This window comes from Mesorhizobium sp. M0136 (genome assembly GCF_040322515.1).
Taxonomy (GTDB): domain Bacteria; phylum Pseudomonadota; class Alphaproteobacteria; order Rhizobiales; family Rhizobiaceae; genus Mesorhizobium.
The window spans coordinates 80,983-96,362 of the sequence record NZ_JAMYTP010000018.1; the positions used below are offsets into that span (position 1 = coordinate 80,983).

General features: G+C 61.8%; 17 protein-coding genes and 2 pseudogenes. 17 read left to right on the top strand and 2 right to left on the bottom strand.

Annotated features, from left to right (window positions below; translation table 11 throughout):
* Positions 1 to 126 precede the first annotated feature (126 nt).
* Complete coding sequence (locus tag NKJ35_RS21535; protein WP_352649466.1) at positions 127 to 2,034, top strand: putative bifunctional diguanylate cyclase/phosphodiesterase; 1,908 nt, start codon at positions 127 to 129, stop codon at positions 2,032 to 2,034.
* Between the two features lie 95 nt (positions 2,035 to 2,129).
* On the opposite strand, the gene NKJ35_RS21540 is transcribed toward NKJ35_RS21535, so the two are convergent.
* A complete protein-coding gene (locus tag NKJ35_RS21540; RefSeq protein WP_352480260.1) occupies positions 2,130 to 2,411 on the bottom strand; it encodes a DNA -binding domain-containing protein in 282 nt (93 codons plus the stop codon).
* A gap of 105 nt (positions 2,412 to 2,516) precedes the next feature.
* On the opposite strand from NKJ35_RS21540, the gene NKJ35_RS21545 reads away from it, so the two are divergent.
* The 6 genes and pseudogenes from NKJ35_RS21545 to NKJ35_RS30940 all read left to right on the top strand — a co-directional run bounded on the left by NKJ35_RS21545 (position 2,517) and on the right by NKJ35_RS30940 (position 5,662).
* Positions 2,517 to 2,768, top strand: a complete 252-nt coding sequence (locus NKJ35_RS21545; protein WP_352480259.1) for a helix-turn-helix domain-containing protein — start codon at positions 2,517 to 2,519, stop codon at positions 2,766 to 2,768.
* Positions 2,769 to 2,929: 161 nt separating this feature from the next.
* Positions 2,930 to 3,869: pseudogene (locus NKJ35_RS21550) on the top strand (IS1595 family transposase).
* A gap of 274 nt (positions 3,870 to 4,143) precedes the next feature.
* Positions 4,144 to 4,425, top strand: a complete 282-nt coding sequence (locus NKJ35_RS21555; RefSeq protein WP_352649467.1) for a DUF3892 domain-containing protein — start codon at positions 4,144 to 4,146, stop codon at positions 4,423 to 4,425.
* A gap of 119 nt (positions 4,426 to 4,544) precedes the next feature.
* Entirely contained in the window at positions 4,545 to 5,018 is a 474-nt protein-coding gene (locus tag NKJ35_RS21560; protein ID WP_352480257.1) for a hypothetical protein, read from the top strand.
* A 217-nt stretch (positions 5,019 to 5,235) separates the two neighbouring features.
* A complete protein-coding gene (locus tag NKJ35_RS21565) occupies positions 5,236 to 5,571 on the top strand; it encodes a hypothetical protein (protein WP_352480256.1) in 336 nt (111 codons plus the stop codon).
* A complete protein-coding gene (locus NKJ35_RS30940) occupies positions 5,489 to 5,662 on the top strand; it encodes a sunset domain-containing protein (protein ID WP_502901907.1) in 174 nt (57 codons plus the stop codon). Before NKJ35_RS21565 ends, NKJ35_RS30940 begins: the two co-directional genes overlap by 83 nt.
* Here the strand turns inward: NKJ35_RS30940 and NKJ35_RS21570 are convergent.
* A complete protein-coding gene (locus NKJ35_RS21570) occupies positions 5,604 to 5,768 on the bottom strand; it encodes a hypothetical protein (protein WP_352480255.1) in 165 nt (54 codons plus the stop codon). The two genes, NKJ35_RS30940 and NKJ35_RS21570, sit on opposite strands and share 59 nt — an antisense overlap.
* A gap of 342 nt (positions 5,769 to 6,110) precedes the next feature.
* Between NKJ35_RS21570 and NKJ35_RS21575 the strand changes: the two genes are divergently transcribed.
* The 10 genes and pseudogenes from NKJ35_RS21575 to NKJ35_RS21620 form a co-directional block, all read left to right on the top strand.
* Complete coding sequence (locus NKJ35_RS21575; RefSeq protein WP_352480254.1) at positions 6,111 to 7,073, top strand: ArdC family protein; 963 nt, start codon at positions 6,111 to 6,113, stop codon at positions 7,071 to 7,073.
* Positions 7,070 to 7,273, top strand: coding sequence for a hypothetical protein (locus tag NKJ35_RS21580; RefSeq protein ID WP_352480253.1), 204 nt, complete (start codon positions 7,070 to 7,072; stop codon positions 7,271 to 7,273). Before NKJ35_RS21575 ends, NKJ35_RS21580 begins: the two co-directional genes overlap by 4 nt.
* A 14-nt stretch (positions 7,274 to 7,287) precedes the next feature.
* Complete coding sequence (locus NKJ35_RS21585) at positions 7,288 to 7,707, top strand: DUF2958 domain-containing protein (protein ID WP_352480252.1); 420 nt, start codon at positions 7,288 to 7,290, stop codon at positions 7,705 to 7,707.
* A 77-nt stretch (positions 7,708 to 7,784) separates the two neighbouring features.
* Positions 7,785 to 9,506 carry a ParB/RepB/Spo0J family partition protein gene (locus NKJ35_RS21590; protein ID WP_352649468.1) on the top strand — a complete coding sequence of 574 codons (1,722 nt, stop codon included), beginning with the start codon at positions 7,785 to 7,787 and terminating at the stop codon, positions 9,504 to 9,506.
* Positions 9,507 to 10,051: 545 nt separating this feature from the next.
* The gene (locus tag NKJ35_RS21595) at positions 10,052 to 10,375 is read left to right on the top strand and encodes a DUF736 domain-containing protein (protein ID WP_023672372.1); all 324 of its coding nucleotides are present in this window, start codon (positions 10,052 to 10,054) and stop codon (positions 10,373 to 10,375) included.
* Between the two features lie 151 nt (positions 10,376 to 10,526).
* Entirely contained in the window at positions 10,527 to 10,796 is a 270-nt protein-coding gene (locus NKJ35_RS21600) for a helix-turn-helix transcriptional regulator (protein ID WP_352453595.1), read from the top strand.
* Positions 10,793 to 11,338: a signal peptidase I gene (gene lepB / locus NKJ35_RS21605; RefSeq protein ID WP_352649469.1), complete on the top strand. Its 546-nt coding sequence runs from the start codon at positions 10,793 to 10,795 to the stop codon at positions 11,336 to 11,338. The genes NKJ35_RS21600 and lepB overlap by 4 nt, the downstream gene beginning before the upstream one ends.
* Positions 11,326 to 12,012, top strand: coding sequence for a lytic transglycosylase domain-containing protein (locus NKJ35_RS21610; RefSeq protein ID WP_352649470.1), 687 nt, complete (start codon positions 11,326 to 11,328; stop codon positions 12,010 to 12,012). The genes lepB and NKJ35_RS21610 overlap by 13 nt, the downstream gene beginning before the upstream one ends.
* A gap of 193 nt (positions 12,013 to 12,205) precedes the next feature.
* Entirely contained in the window at positions 12,206 to 14,176 is a 1,971-nt protein-coding gene (gene rlxS, locus NKJ35_RS21615; protein ID WP_352649471.1) for a relaxase/mobilization nuclease RlxS, read from the top strand.
* Between the two features lie 992 nt (positions 14,177 to 15,168).
* Positions 15,169 to 15,280: pseudogene (locus NKJ35_RS21620) on the top strand (SMC-Scp complex subunit ScpB); the annotation flags it as partial.
* Positions 15,281 to 15,380 lie beyond the last annotated feature (100 nt).

Consider the following 15,380-nt stretch of genomic DNA (forward strand, 5'->3'; position numbering starts at 1 on the left):
AGCAGACGTGCGCGCCGAAGCCATGGTGAGCGCACTGGCTAGCCCTGCTGGATAGTTAACCCGTCCTTCAGTGGGCTTGCGTAAGCTTGTCGTCGCGAACAACGATGGGAGCAAGCCGGTCCGTCCATGGCCCCGAAGAATGAAGACACGCTGGAGGCCAAAATCCGTCAGGATCAGCTTGCTGACCTGAGGGCCGGCCTCTTCGTGTCGATGCCGATAAGCGCTATCCTGTCAGGCCTGATTTGGGCGGTGCACGCCCTTTCTGGCAGCGGCTTTGCCGCTGCAATCTGGTTCCTGGTCGTCAATGCGATAAATGCCGCCCGCCTTGCACTCGCGCGTTATCAGCTAAAGGAAACAAGGCGCCATGACAATTTCGTGGGGGTTTTGCCGCGGCTTCGCTGGTTTGGCATCCTTGCTCTTCTGGCAGGGTTTGCCTGGTCCTTCCTGGCCGTCCTGACTGTTGGATACACGACACCTCAAGCACCGCTGCATCTGGTCATTCTGGCGGGCATTTCAGCTGGTGCGGTTACATACGGCAGTTCGTATGCCGCGGCGGCGATCAACTTCATAACACCTCCGCTCCTCATCACGGTGGTATGCCTTTTGGCGAAAGGCAATTTTGAAGACTACATTCTGGCTTTTACCATTCTGCTCTTCATGGGCGGCTTGGTTCGAGCTTCGTGTGTTGGGCAAGCACGGTTCCGCGAAGCGAGCCGCCTGAGGCATGAGGCCGAGCGGCTTGCGGCGGAGATGAAGGCCAGTTCCAGGCAGGACCACCTGACGGCCCTTCTCAACAGGCGTGGCCTCGAAGACGCTATCGGACGGTTCGAGACCGCGGATGGCCCCTTCGTGGCAATGCTGATTGATCTGGACGGGTTCAAATCCGTCAACGATACCTACGGTCACAGGACCGGTGATGAACTGCTTCTCAGGATCGCGCGCCGCATAGAGGAGGAAGCACCGGAAGGCTCAACGCTCGCTCGTATCGGCGGCGATGAATTCGTGCTGTTTTTTCCCTCAACGAGGGTTTCGGTTTCTGCCAGTGATCTCGCCTCCGATATCATAGCCAAAATTGCCCGCCCCTATATCGAGGTCGCGTCCGTCCGTGTCGGGGCATCGATAGGAATATACTTGGCGCAGACGCCGGGCCTGACGGAAATGTTGTTGCGGGCGGATATCGCCCTTTATACGGCCAAGCGTCGTGGCAGGAACGAATTTTGCCTGTTCGATGCCGAACTCGACAGGGAACTGCAACGCCGCCAGTCCGTCGAACGGCACCTTCATTCGGCGATAAAGACGAGAAGCTTGCAACCTTGGTTCCAGCCGATCGTGAAACTCGACACCGAGGCCGTGGTCGGTTTTGAAGCCTTGCTGAGGTGGTCCCATCCGACTCATGGTGCCATCTCTCCACCCGAAATCATCACAGCTGCACGCGAAACCGGTATGCTTCAGCTGCTGACGCAAACCGTATTCGCCGATTGTTGTGCTTTTATCGACGGCTTGGTGAAAGCTGACTGTCGTGATCTCCGTGTGGCGATGAATGTTTCACCGCGCGAACTGGAAGCCGGCGATATCGACGACATGGTTCTGGATGGTCTGGCGGCAAGAGGTCTGCCTGCAACGATGTTCGAGATCGAGATTACCGAAGAATCCCCGGTGGACCCGGACAGAGTGGATGAAAAGCTCGGACGGCTTTCACATGCCGGCATTTCCATTGCGCTCGATGACTTCGGCACCGGCTTTTCCACGTTGGCATCGCTCAAGGACAGTCGGATACGCAAGGTGAAAATAGACCAGGGCTTCATTCGTGGCTTGGCCAAGTCCCGAGAGGACCGACTGCTTGTCAAATCGGTCATCGATCTCGGTAACATGCTCGGGATCGAGGTCATGGCCGAGGGCGTCGAAACAGAGGCGGATCGGCAAACCCTGCACAAGCTTGGCTGCAGGACCGCTCAGGGCTTCCTGTTCTCGAAGGCGGTGCCTCTGAGCCAAGCACTAGAAATGGCAGTCAAACAGCACGCCAACCAGTTGTGACCGCTCCCGCCGCGCTGTCTCTCGCGGCCGTGCGCTCATGAATGGCGGGTATCTGAACGTCCTTGTTTGAAGAGCATGACAGTCCGTGCTGTGCGTCAGCCGGCGAACAGTTCTTTGTAGCCAGTCGTCACCATCCAGTTCGCCCGGTCGATATGGCTGCGAAGAGCCTTGCGGGCGCGGACCGGTTCAAGGGCCGGGTCGATGCCGAGAATGAGATCAGCCATCTCCTCTTCGCTGGCATTGTCGGCGCAGGCATCCAGGATCCGCAGGTAGATCGTGAAATGCTCCCTGTCGTAGCTCGTGAGGTTCTCCGACCAGGGGACTTCATCGCTCAACGTTGAGCTTCGACTTTCATCTGTTCCCATTGGTCGATTCATGCCTGCGAACCTCGCATGTTGAGCGCACGCAGCATATCCCAAAATGGGATAATCCGAAACCGGGATTAGTCGCTGATCCGGTCTTTACCCGACCGGTTCGCCTACATGCCCAAGTCTCTTCGATCGCCCCGCCACCAGCGGTTTCTGGCCGAGTTGGTTGCCCTGCGCAAGGCCAAAGGCCTGACTCAGGCGCAGGTGGCCGAGAAGCTTGATCGTCCCCAATCCTTCGTGGCCAAGTACGAGGGTGGAGAGCGGCGTCTCGACGTCATCGAGTTTCTCGACTTAACTGCGGCGCTTGACGCTGATCCGTGCGAGATTCTGTCCAGCCTGCGGGCTAACGGGCGCCTGCGCGTTTAACGGCTCGCGCCGGTACCGTGAACCGAGCGTGCTTTTCTTCGGCAAGCTGCCATTCCGCTGCGGGTGGGTCTTTACCAAGCCAGCCGATATAGGATGATAATCCTAATTATATACTTGACGAACCAAGCCGAATTTTCAATGAATGCAAGGAGCTACCGCCAATTTTCGACCTGACCAACGAAATTTACCACGACGCTGACAAGGCCCGCGAGCATCTGGAGACTATCCATTGGCCTCATGACCCGTTCTGCCCGCATTGTGGCAACGCCAACCCCGAGCGCATCACGAAGCTGGCGGGCAAGTCCACGCGCCCCGGCGTCTACAAATGCAACGAATGCCGTTTGCCTTTCACGGTCACGGTCGGCACCGTCTTTGAGCGTTCCAAGATCGGCCTGCATAGATGGGTGCTGGCTTCGCAGCTCTACGCTTCGTCCAAGAAAGGCATGAGTGCCATCAGTTGCATCGTATGCTTGGCGTCACCTACAAGACCGCTTGGTTTATGGCGCACCGCATCCGCGAAGCCATGCAAGAGGGTGTTGCTTCTGCTGGTCCTATCGGCGGCAACGGCAAGACTGTTGAGGCCGACGAAACCTACATCGGAAAGCGCGAGACGCCTCGCGTATCAGCCCAACGTAAGGGTCGTCCTTTCACCAAGAAAGGCGAGGGCGGCGGTCGCGAAAAGCGCATCGTCGTCGGCTTGGTCGAGCGCGGCGGCAAGGCTCGCATGTTCCATTTGAACGACGCCACCAAGGCAACCGTCCGTGACGTGCTGGTGCGCAACGTGTCGCGAGATACCATCCTCTACACCGATGCGTCGAACCTCTACACAGAGACTGGCGGCGAGTCGCTACCCACAAGACCACGAAGCATTCGGACGGCGAATATGTCCGCTACGAGGACGGGATCGCCATCCATTCGAACACCATTGAGAACGTGTTCTCAGTCTTCAAGCGCGGCATGATCGGCGTCTACCAGCATTGCGGCGAGGCGCATTTGCATCGCTACCTTGCCGAGTTTGATTTCCGCTGCCATCGCCGCATGGCTCTGAAAGTCTCAGATGCAGAACGCGCCGAGGATTTGCTTCGCATGGCCCGCGACTAGCGCCTTATCTATCGGCGGATTGGTGAAGCCGGTCACGCCTAAGCAGAAGGCGCGACGACTCCTGTGGATACGTAGAAAAAAGAGAACAAAACGAGATTGACGATCTTGTGCGAATCAAAGTTTCGCCAGAACGTAAAAGGCGACCGTCTGAACCACGGTCGCCTTTAAGTTGAAACCAAGCCGTTGGAGGGCTTGTTTGTGATCACGTCCATTAAGTTGCGCGTTACGCGATTCACGTCAAGCCCTCCTGTGGCGCAAATCACAGGAGGCCTACATGGCCGGAACTTTCCGAGTAAATTGTCACAAGCCTGATAACGCCGACAAAGACCGTCGTCTTCAGGGCCTCGGCGGCCCTGCCGCTGGCGGCTGGTATCGAGACATCGATACGATGATAAACAACGTCGAAAACGAAAATGAGCAATACTGGACGGTAGCGCCGACAGGAGAGTCCGTGTGGATTGTCGTACGCCAGCGTTCGAACGGACGGAAGTATCTTAAGACGGAGCCTGACGGCGTGGAGCCGAATAACCTGCTGGCACTCCCTCACTGTCCTTAGAGCCATCTGGCGCTACAGGCTGCTTGCCCTTCCCGGTCTTATGATCGGGAGGGGTTTTCAACAGGCGTCGCAAAATCTCGTCGCCCTTGTCCTGGTCTTTGTCTTTGGGGGATTCTGACATGGCTACCTACAACGATCTCAACAACCTAAGTAGTGATTCGGACATCGCAACCGCATTGGGCGATATGGTCGTCGCTTGGGCGAACGCTGAAACCACACTCATGCATGCCATGTGTTCAATCTGTAACATGTCGACCAACATGGCGCATTTCGGCTACTATCGTATTCCAACTTTTGAAGCCCGAGTTAAGTTCCTCCTAGCGATGATCCCCGAGTGGGATACGTCTTCCGATCGAGACGCCATCTCAAAGGCAATTGAGAAAATCAGCGGCATGTCGGGCACGCGCAACAACTGGGTTCACGGAATCTGGAGCAAGGAAAAGACAACAGGCCAAGTTGTTGTGTTCAATTTCCGCGCCGCCGAAAACAAGGGCAGGAACAAGCCCGTCAAAGCGCATGACATCAACCACCATGTCGAAACCCTGATAGCCAATACTAAGGCTCTAAGGAAGCTGCTCCCACCACTGCCATAGATGAGTAAATCTTGGCGCCCATCCTTTGGTCGACAACGTCTCCCGTGGCGGTGTGAGGGCACCCAGACGAACGGAAATGCTCGCTTCGACCATCAGCGGCGTAATCTCGTTTTCAGTACCGGCCTGCCCGGCTGCTTTATCGAATCGATCGTTGGTACGTCAAGTATACAATTGGGATGATAATCCTAGGTGGGGCGATTCCTCAACGGAGATCGCAATGGCTCGGACCAAACTTTCCAAGCAGCTTTCACAGGCTGAAATCGAGCGCTTTCTGGCGGAGGCGGAACGGCTGCACAAGAGCATCGTCCAGCCGCTTCTATCACCCACCAGCAACCATTACCGGCCTCTCCAACGCACCCATGAAGCGCTGTTAAAGACGGTGAAGGATATCACGCAAACGTCGCATTCTCTCTTCGGAGGGAGGGGGCGTAGGCAATCATCGCTATCAAGACAACTCCTGGCTGGCTTTCTTGCCTTCGAATCGACCCTGCCGCTGTCAGCGCAACATCAAAGCCAATATAAGCCACAAAACGGGCGAGCGCGTCTATCATGATCCCAGACAGGAATATTACTGGGATACGCGCCTCAACCTGTTGAAAGGCGAGCGCTGGTTTTGTTCGGAGGAAGCCGCGCCACGGCGGTGATGTCGTCGAGTTTCTCGACGTAACTGCGGCGCTTGACGATGATCCGTGCGAAAAATCTGTCCGGCCTGCCGTCCTGGCGGGCGCCCGCGCGCCTGACGACGCGCACCAGGTGCTCGTGAACCGAGCCCGCTTTTCTTCGGCAAGCTCAGGCGGTCTCGGCCATTCGGCTTCGCCCCTTGGCGTGGGCAGCCCTTCGGGCTGAGACGGCCGCCGCCCTTGCGGGCGGCGGGGTTTGCTGTTGGCCTTTCCCGGTGGCGCGGGGTGGGCGGCACTCCCTTCTAGGCCCGCCGCGGCAGCCCGCAACCCTTCGCTGCCGCTCAGGGTCCTCCTCTTCGTTCCGGTCCTTCGGATGCGGTCCGCCTCCTACGGCGGGCCTTTCCGGTCGCGACTCGCCGCCCACCCCGCTTCCGGGGAAAGGCGCGGCGATTGGCGAGCGGAGGATGAGACGATGCATGCAAACAGCAAGCGTTCCGCCAGCACAGAGGCTGGCGCAGGCAAGGGCGGGCGCCCCGGCGCCAGCCTTTATCAGGAGATCACGGACCGCATCATTGCGGAGCTGGAGCGCGGCACCGTGCCATGGGTCAAGCCATGGGGCAGCGCAAAGGCAGGCCTTGGCCTGCCGAGCAATGCATCCTCTGGGCGCATCTATTCCGGCATCAATATCCTCATCCTGTGGGGCGCGGTCATCGAGCGCAGCTATCCCAGCCAGAACTGGCTCACCTTCCGGCAGGCGCTCGTCCTTGGCGGCAATGTCAGGAAGGGCGAGCGCGGCACGCCCATCGTGCATGCCGACCGCTTTGTCCCCAAGGACGAGAAGGAGCGCGCACGCCACGAGGGCGATGAACCACAGGCCGTGCCTTTTTTGAAGCGCTTCACCGTCTTCAATGTCGCGCAGTGCGATAATCTTCCGGAAGACCTCTATGCCGCCACCGAGCCGCTGCCTCAGTGCGAGATCGTGCCGCAGGCCGAGACGCTCATTCGCGCTAGCGGTGCGGATTTCAGGGTCGGCGGCGATCGCGCTTTCTACATGCTGGGCAGCGACCACATTCAGGTGCCGCCGCAGCCGGCGTTCCATCAGCAGATCGACTATTACCGGACCTGCTTTCACGAGCTTGGCCACTGGACCGGCCACCCAACGCGGCTTGCTCGCGACCTCTCCGGCTCGTTCGGCTCCAAGGCTTACGCGCGTGAAGAATTGGTCGCCGAAATCACTGCCGCCTTCGTCTGCAGCAATCTCGGTATCGAGCCGACCGTGCGTCATGCCGATTACATCGGCTCATGGCTGAAGGTGCTGCGCGAGGACAACCGCGCGATCTTCCGTGCCGCCAGTCTTGCCTCCAAGGCCGCCGATTTCCTGTTTGGCCTTCAGGCCGATGCCGAAGGCGAGGCGCAGGAAGGGATTGCGGCATGACGATGCGCGATCCTCAACTGACCGCGAGCGAGCCGACGCCGCAAGGCGAGCAGATGCTCATTCCCGGTGTCCGGCCGATCACCACGCGCGATCGGCTCACCCTCCTGATGAACGCGCCGATGTGTCCGCGCGCGGCGCAAAAGCCGATCGATATCGGCCTCTTCGATGAAGCCAGCAGAAATCAACTCGACCTGTTCTGACAAGGAGTCTTTCCATGATCCTGATCACCGATCCACTGCGCGCACGACTGCTCGCCAATGGCGCCGCCGACGCCGAAACGGACCATTTTCCCGTTGTGAAACTGTTTAATCCGACAGGTGCCGCCACGTGGCTTCTGACCGAACTCGACGCCGATGGCGACACGCTGTTCGGCCTTTGCGATCTCGGCTTCGGCTTCCCCGAACTCGGCAGCGTCAGTCTGGCCGAGCTTGCATCCGTAAAAGGTCCGCTTGGCCTCGGCATAGAGCGCGACCTGCATTTCCAGGCGCGCTTTCCGCTCTCCGTCTATGCCGAAGCCGCCCGTATTTGCCGCCACATCACCGAGGCCGAGCGACTTCTGCGGCAGGCAGCAGACGCCCTTTCAAAGCCCCGTTCCGAGCTTCCGTCCGACACGGCGGAACAGCAGCGCCGATAGGCGCAAAAACCGTCCCGCCGCGCCGGCCTTCGGCCTCTGCGGCGGGACAACCTCAACCAAAGCGAAGGAGAGTAACCATGCAGCTTGCCCACATCCCCTTGGATCGGCTCAACATTTCCGCGCTCAACATGCGCCATGGAAAACGCGCGCCCGACATTTCCGATATCCTGCCATCCGTGGGTGCGCGCGGCGTGCTGGTGCCTCTCCTTGTGCGGCCCAACGGCCAGCCGGAAGCCTTCGAGATCGTCGCCGGCAGGCGGCGCTATTTCGCCGCGAAATCGCTTGCCGACGAGCGCGGCGAAGGCGATCCCTTGCCCTGCGCCATCATGGAGGACGGTGATGACGCCGATGCGCTGGAAGCTTCGCTGATCGAAAACCTCGCCCGCCTCGATCCTGACGAAGTATCGCAATGGGAGACGTTTTCGCGGCTCGTCAGGCAAGGCCGCACCGTTCCGGACATCGCTGCGACCTTCGGCATCACTGACCTGAAGGTCAAACGCATTCTGGCGCTTGGCGACCTCTTGCCCAAAATCCGCGAAGCCTATCGCCGCGAGGAGATCGACGCCGAGACGGTGCGCCATCTCACCATGGCGTCCAAGGCGCAGCAGAAGGACTGGCTGGCACTCTGTGCCGATCCCGATCAATACGCGCCGCGTGGCTTTCAATTGAAGCAATGGCTGTTCGGCGGCCAGTCGATTTCCACCAAGGTGGCGCTGTTTGCCATCGACGAATACCCCGGCCTGATCACCTCGGACCTGTTCGGCGAGGACAGCTATTTCGCCGATGCCGACCTGTTCTGGCAAAAGCAGAACGAAGCGATTGCCGCCAGACGCGACACCTATCTCAACGACGGCTGGAGCGAGGTGGTGCTGCTGGAACCGGGCCAGTATTTCCACCCATGGGACCACGAGAAGACCCCGAAGAAGAAGGGCGGCAAGGTCTTCATCACTGTCTCGTATCGCGGCGAGGTCGAGTGTCACGAGGGCTGGCTGTCACGCAAGGAAGCCCGCCGCGCCCGCGAGGGCGGTGAGCAAGAAGAAACAGCCGCCAAGCCGCCGCGCCCTGAAGTCACCGGCCCGATGCAGAACTATGTCGATCTGCATCGCCATGCTGCCGTGCGCGCCGCCATGCTCGACCATCCCGCCGTGGCGCTGCGCCTCGTGGTGGCGCACGCCCTCACCGGTTCCGGCCTGTGGCAGGTGCGCCGTGAGCCACAGCGCGCAGTCAACGAGACGGTGACTGCCAGCCTTGCCGGCTGCAAGGCTGAAGCTGCATTCGGCAAAAAACGGCGCGAAGTGTTGGCCCTGCTCGGATCACCGGATGAGGACGGCGTGGTCGCCGGCGGCAATGGCGACGCCTTTGCTACCGCTGGCGTGTTCGCGCGCCTCTTGGCGCTCTGCGACGACGATGTCATGCGCGTTCTCACCCTTGTCATGGCCGAGACGCTTGCAGCCGGCAGCGCCGTCATCGAGGCGCTCGGCAACCATCTGAACGTCGACATGGGCACATGGTGGCAACCGGACGATGCCTTCTTCGACCTCTTGCGCGACAAGGAAATCGCCAATTCGATGCTCGCCGAGGTCGGCGGCAAGCTGGTCGCGGACGGCAATGTCGCCGAGAAGGTCAAGACGCAAAAGAAGATAATCCGCGACTTCCTGGCGGGCGAGAATGGCCGCCAGAAGGTCGAGAGCTGGCTGCCGCGCTGGATGAAATTCCCGGCCGAAAGCTACACCAGCCGCGGCGGCTTCCGTACCGCCGATCAGTGGGCACAAGTGCAGCCGCTGTTCGTGCGCGAATAGTCGATCAGGGCCCGAGCGGCGGTTCTCTCGAGTGCCGCCGCTCAGGTCGCGCGCGCCGCACCGAGGCGCGCCGGCTGCCGATTGGTCGTCTTGTCGAGCCAGTGCCGCGCGCGAGAAATCCCGACGCCAATTCGCCCCCGTTTCGGCAGCCCTGCACCACGCCGGGTTGCTTGCCGAGGCGCCAGGCGCATGGGGCCAATTGTCCGATCCGGTTGCCGACAGAGCCCGCGCAGCCGGCGCCCTGCATTGCCGCCGGCTCCTTGTGTCACCGATCGCGCCACCTGTCTCCATGTGTCTCAGGGACCATTCCCCTGCGGCTGGCTTGACGACCTATGGGCGGATCCGGCCCGCCCGAAACCCTCGCCAGCAGCTTTTTTCCCCGCCGCCTGCGGCGGCTTCCTCGCGCCGCTTCGCTTCAAAAAAGCTGCCCGCTCGGGTCCTCCGCTATCGCTGCGGCCGTCCCGATTCCGGCGGTCCGGACACGCCCATCACGGTCCGCCATCGCAGGGGAATGGTCCCCGGCGAGCACCAAAAGGAGACTGAAAATGACCGCGATCGGATACGTCACCAAACAGGAAAACGGCGGCTACAAGGGCCAGCTCAAGACGCTCAGCGTCCGCGCCGACATCGACATCGTGCCCAATCAGGCAAAGAGCGCCGACACCCATCCCGACTTCCGGGTGCTGACGCAAGGGGTCGAAGTAGGGGCCGGTTGGATCCGCACCGGCGAGACCTCCGGCAAGGACTATGTGAGCCTGTCGATTGCCGCCCCGGAGTTCGGCCCGCGCAAGCTCTACGCCAATCTCGGCCGCGCCGCCGGCCAGGACGATGACGACACATACGCCATCATCTGGAACCCGGTCGACTGAACGGCCAGCTTCGAGCCTCGCGCCGCAACCGGCGCGGGGCTCTTCTCAAGAAGGGGCGGCGAAAACTCGCCCCCCACTCTTCGCCCGTCCCCGAAACGATCTCGCTCGCCGATCCTCGCCTTCGCTTGTCCGTAACGAAACGAGGATCATCATGGACGACGAAAACGAACGCGCGGCCCGCGCCAAGAAGGGCAGTCCGTTTCTCAACACCGCGCAGGCAGCCTTCTATATCGGGCTGTCCCAGCGCACGCTGGAAAAGATGCGCCTCAAAGGCGGTGGCCCGCAATTTCGCAAGCACGGCCGCTATGTCCGCTATCACATCGACGAGCTCGACGACTGGTCGAAGGGACGCGCGCAGGAGACCAGGCCCGAGGATGGCGGGCACAATTCCGGCTCGGCCGGTGAGGGAGGCCGCTCATGAGCCGGCGTCCCACTATCCGTCTGATCGGCAGCCATCTGCGGCGCATTCGGGCGCGCAAGACGATCGCCGTGGGCACAATAGGCCTCGGCCTGATCGGCTTCGCCGCTTTCAACCCATCGCCCTGGCTGGTGTGGAACGCCTCGGCCAGTGCGCCGGTCGGCCTCTATCGCCTCGCGTCCGGATCACCGGCTCGTGGCGATCTGGTGCTCGTCCGCCCGCCAAAACCGGTCGCCGATCTCGCCGCCGAACGCTTCTATCTGCCCAGCAATGTGCCGCTGGTCAAGCGCCTTGCCGCGCTGCCTGGCGAGCATGTCTGCGCCTTCGGCGACGCCATCATCATCGGCGGCGAGATTGTCGCGCGCCGGCTGGCAACCGACACGCAGCACCGTCCGCTGCCTTGGTGGAATGCCTGCCGCAAGCTCGCCGCCGACGAGTTTTTCCTGCTCGGCAACGATAGAAACCGCTCCTTCGACAGCCGCTATTTCGGGCCGGTGCCGGCCGAAAATATTGCCGGGAGGCTCGTGCCGCTATGGACCGAGTAACCCTCCTGATGCTCGGCATGGTCGCGATAGCGCCATGCGCCTGTTCCGCCGCGACCGACGCTCAGCCGGCCGCCATCTCCCGTGGTCCGCAGCTCCAACGATGGCAGCACTTGGTAGCCGAAGCAAGCCGGCGTTTCAGCATTCCACAGCCCTGGATTTATGCCGTCATGGATGCCGAAAGCCGGGGGCAGACAATGCTGGACGGACGGCCGATCGCCTCACACGCCGGCGCCATTGGCCTCATGCAGGTGATGCCCGGCACCTACGAGGAGATGCGCGCAGAGCTTGGCCTGGGGGCCGATCCGCACGACCCTCGCGACAACATTCTGGGAGGCACTGCCTATCTGCGCGCCATGTATGACCGCTTCGGCTTTCCCGGCCTGTTTGCCGCCTATAACGCTGGGCCGGACCGCTACGAACAGCATTTGCAGCGTGGGCGACCGCTGCCCAGCGAGACGGTTTTGTATCTGGAACAGCTCAAGGCGGCGGGGATCTCGGCCGCCGACATGGACGCGTTCACCGGCAAATCCCGTTCCGGAAAAGCGCCGGAAATCCCGTCCGGGCAGTCGCTGTTTTTCCTGCGAAACGGTGTTTCCGCGACCGATCCGAATGGCCAAATCGTGGTGCCGCTCGGATCGGAGCGAGCAAGGTCAGGCCGGCCGGATCGCAGGTGAGGGCAGGGGTATCCTGGGTCGGGCGGGGCAGGGAGGCAGGGAGGCAGGTCCGCGGAAGGCAAGATAAAGGCATCGCCTCCTGGAGGCGGCGAAGTCTTTGTCTGCACATCGTTTTCCACGGAGGCTGCCTTCAGCGTCAGGAGAGCTGCAGCCGACAAACCTCTGATATTGCTTAAGATTGCTAGGAGGCTCAATGCAGGATGAAGAGTTCAAGCCGAGCCTGGGCAAAATCGGATCGCGGGGCTCGAAGGCAGGCAAGCGTTTCGCCGGCCAGATCCGCGCCGCGATCAACCGAGCCGGCGGCGGCAGCGGTCGCCGTGGCCGCTTCATCGGAAGCCGGGCGGGGCGCGGCGGGGCTGCTGCCGCCGTTCTCAGAGCGCGCGACCCCCACGCGGCGTTTCGGCAGCGGCGCGCCGTCGTCAAGGCCCGTATCGTCAAGCTGGCCGGCAAGGGTGTTGACGGGGCACGTGCACACCTTCGCTACCTCCAGCGCGACGGCGTGACCCGCGAAGGCGAGCCTGGCGAGCTCTATAGCGCCGACAGCGACCGCGTCGATGGCAAGGCCTTCATCGATCGTGCCGATGGCGACCGGCATCAGTTCCGCTTCATCGTCGCCCCTGAAGACGGCATCGAGTATGATGACCTGAAGCCGCTCACGCGGCGCCTCATGGCGCAGATGGAAGAAGACCTCGGCACTAGGCTCGACTGGGTGGCCGTCGATCATTTCAACACTGGTCATCCGCATACCCATATTATCGTCCGCGGCAAGGACGACCGCGGCGAAAATCTTGTCATCGCGCGAGACTACATCTCGTCTGGTATCCGTGAACGGGCGGCCGAGCTGGTCAGCCTCGACCTTGGCCCGAGAACGGACCGCGAGATCGAGCAACGCCTGCGCCAGGAAATGGAGCGGGAACGCTTCACCAGCATCGATCGGCAGCTGCTCCGCATCCGCGACCATGAGGGGCATGTCTCACCGGCCAGCCGAGATACGTTTCGCCAGACGCTGCACCAGGGCCGCCTGCGCAAGCTCGAGCGGATGGGTCTGGCTGAGGAAGTCGGCTCGGGCCGCTGGCGCCTTGATGGCGAGCTTGAAGCGACGCTGCGCCGCATCGGCGAGCGGGGCGACATCATCAAGACCATGCACCGCGAACTGACCGGCAAGGGGCTCGCCCGCAGTGCCGCCGACTATGTTATCCATGATCGATCTGCAGAGCAGAGGCAGCCTGTCGTCGGCCGCATCGTTGCGCGCGGCCTGGCCGACGAAATCAATGACCGCCATTACCTCGTCGTCGACGGCGTGGACGGCAAAAGCCACTATGTCGATATCGGCAAAGGCGAGGCCACCCAACCGGCGCCAGAGGGCTGCATAGTGCGGGTCACGCCGAGGGACACCGGGCCAAGGCAAGTCGACCGCACAATTGCCGAGATCGCCACGGCCCATGACGGGCGCTACAGCATCGATATCCATCTCAAGCATGACCCGTCGGCCACCGAACGCTTTGCCGAAACGCACGTGCGGCGACTGGAGGCGATCCGCCGGGCGACCGGTGGTGTCGAGCGCGAGCCGGACGGTACATGGACTATCGCGCCGGACCATCTCGACCGCGTCGCGGGCTACGAGCGTCAGCGAGCGAGGGCCGAGCCTGTCACGGTTGACAAGCTCTCATCAATGCTGCTGGAACAACAAGTCAGCTTCGACGGCGCCACCTGGCTCGATCGAGAGCTGGTTTCCGACACACCGGAGGCCTTGCACAGCTCTGGTTTCGGCCGCGATGTCCGAGAGGCGCAAGGCCGCCGGCGGCAGTGGCTGATTGCGCAAGGTCTTGCTCGGGAAGAGCAGGACCGGATCGTCTATCGCGCCAACATGCTTTCGATCCTGCGTCAACGCGAGTTGAACCGCGTGGCCGGCCAGTTGTCGAACGAACTCGGTCTGCCCTATTCTGAAGCCCAGAGTGGCGATCGAATAGAAGGCACGCTCCGCCGCTCCGTCGAGCTCGCCGGCGGAAAATACGCTGTTATCGAGAAATCGCGCGAGTTCACGCTGGTGCCATGGCGGCCGGTGCTTGATCGGCATATTGGCAAGGAGGTTTCCGGCGTCGTGCGTGCAGAGGGGATTTCATGGACCATCGGCCGGCAGAGAAGCGGACCAAGCATTTCGTGACATGGCTACACAACTTCTTTTGCCCGCGTTGAAACAGGTACTCAGTCCGGACGGAGTTCGCCTGCTAATTGCCCGCGGCATTGATCTCGCGAGGGATAAATGGCTGGTCGTGCAAGACTTATCGTTCGCTCTACAAAAAGCGCCGCGATGATTCATCGTGTTCCATGATTCTGAGCCAAAACCCTCCTGCGCCACCACGGCACTCTTCCCGGTGCCACGGAAGCCGCGCCGACGCGGCGGTGCCGGCCTGGTTGCGCAGGGCTGCCCCGGACCCAAACAGTTGCGGCGCATTGAGGACATTGCAATCACTGACGGTGCGGCCCTCGGCGCGCTCGATGAGATAGTCCGCCAGCTAGAGAGGTGGGCTGGCGCCTGGTGACAGCGCCTAGGGCTTTCGGCGGCCGTGGTACGGCGAAGCAGGCTCGCGGCGTCGAGGATGAAGCCGCACTTCGTGATGTTCTTCTGCTCACACGACCGGGAGACAAGGTCGACCCCCGCGGGCCGGATGCTGTTGACCGGGCGTGAACTGGCAGCCTATCCCGCTGAGGATCTTCTAGCGGGAGAAACCTCGCTGCGGTGGGGAAGATTTCGGTCGTCGCCCGCGACGACGAGGCGGTCAGCGACCTGGCCAGACGAGCTTCGGCAGCTTTCCGCTGCGGCATGGTGACGTGCGCGATCATGGCCGCCGAATGAGATCGCTTCGAACGCACCGTCGGATGCTGGCTCGCCGACGCTTTTCTGGCGCAGCGCCTGGGTGGGGCCATGCGGTGCCGCTACTGGGCACCGAGGCAGCTTTGGGCATGAGACCCGATCAATCGCGCCGGGCCGCGACGGTCATTGCGGCATCTGGAGTCGAGGCCGGGTTCAGACCGGGGGAAAAACCTGCTCGTCGCGTAGGAGCCCCGCGTTGCGCGCCGTCGATCTTTCCGCCCAACTCGGCGCCGCGCGGACCGGGGCTTGCCATTGCCGCGAAACTGAGGCCAAGGCGACGGACCCGCCCTGCGTATATCGACGCCCGCCGCGCCGCCGTCGGCGGAAACGAGCGAGCCGTGGACCTCACACAATCTGAGGTGCTGGTGACGATGCATCGCCTACTTCCATCCGCACTCCTACCCACGAGCTCACCCGTGCGCCCGCGGTGCTGCGAACCCGCCGACGAATATTTGGCAGAAGCCGGAGTGGGCGCTCAGCCGCGACGAATTTT

What these genes read in the sequence shown, in the direction of transcription:
- rlxS (WP_352649471.1), top strand. Translation starts at nt 12,206, where the DNA reads ATGCAGGATGAAGAGTTCAAGCCGAGCCTGGGCAAAATCGGATCGCGG.
- NKJ35_RS21560 (WP_352480257.1), top strand. Translation starts at nt 4,545, where the DNA reads ATGGCTACCTACAACGATCTCAACAACCTAAGTAGTGATTCGGACATC.
- lepB (WP_352649469.1), top strand. Translation starts at nt 10,793, where the DNA reads ATGAGCCGGCGTCCCACTATCCGTCTGATCGGCAGCCATCTGCGGCGC.
- NKJ35_RS21575 (WP_352480254.1), top strand. Translation starts at nt 6,111, where the DNA reads ATGCATGCAAACAGCAAGCGTTCCGCCAGCACAGAGGCTGGCGCAGGC.
- NKJ35_RS21540 (WP_352480260.1), bottom strand. Translation starts at nt 2,411, where the DNA reads ATGAATCGACCAATGGGAACAGATGAAAGTCGAAGCTCAACGTTGAGC.
- NKJ35_RS21595 (WP_023672372.1), top strand. Translation starts at nt 10,052, where the DNA reads ATGACCGCGATCGGATACGTCACCAAACAGGAAAACGGCGGCTACAAG.
- NKJ35_RS21580 (WP_352480253.1), top strand. Translation starts at nt 7,070, where the DNA reads ATGACGATGCGCGATCCTCAACTGACCGCGAGCGAGCCGACGCCGCAA.
- NKJ35_RS21600 (WP_352453595.1), top strand. Translation starts at nt 10,527, where the DNA reads ATGGACGACGAAAACGAACGCGCGGCCCGCGCCAAGAAGGGCAGTCCG.
- NKJ35_RS21585 (WP_352480252.1), top strand. Translation starts at nt 7,288, where the DNA reads ATGATCCTGATCACCGATCCACTGCGCGCACGACTGCTCGCCAATGGC.
- NKJ35_RS21555 (WP_352649467.1), top strand. Translation starts at nt 4,144, where the DNA reads ATGGCCGGAACTTTCCGAGTAAATTGTCACAAGCCTGATAACGCCGAC.
- NKJ35_RS21545 (WP_352480259.1), top strand. Translation starts at nt 2,517, where the DNA reads ATGCCCAAGTCTCTTCGATCGCCCCGCCACCAGCGGTTTCTGGCCGAG.
- NKJ35_RS21610 (WP_352649470.1), top strand. Translation starts at nt 11,326, where the DNA reads ATGGACCGAGTAACCCTCCTGATGCTCGGCATGGTCGCGATAGCGCCA.
- NKJ35_RS21565 (WP_352480256.1), top strand. Translation starts at nt 5,236, where the DNA reads ATGGCTCGGACCAAACTTTCCAAGCAGCTTTCACAGGCTGAAATCGAG.
- NKJ35_RS21535 (WP_352649466.1), top strand. Translation starts at nt 127, where the DNA reads ATGGCCCCGAAGAATGAAGACACGCTGGAGGCCAAAATCCGTCAGGAT.
- NKJ35_RS21590 (WP_352649468.1), top strand. Translation starts at nt 7,785, where the DNA reads ATGCAGCTTGCCCACATCCCCTTGGATCGGCTCAACATTTCCGCGCTC.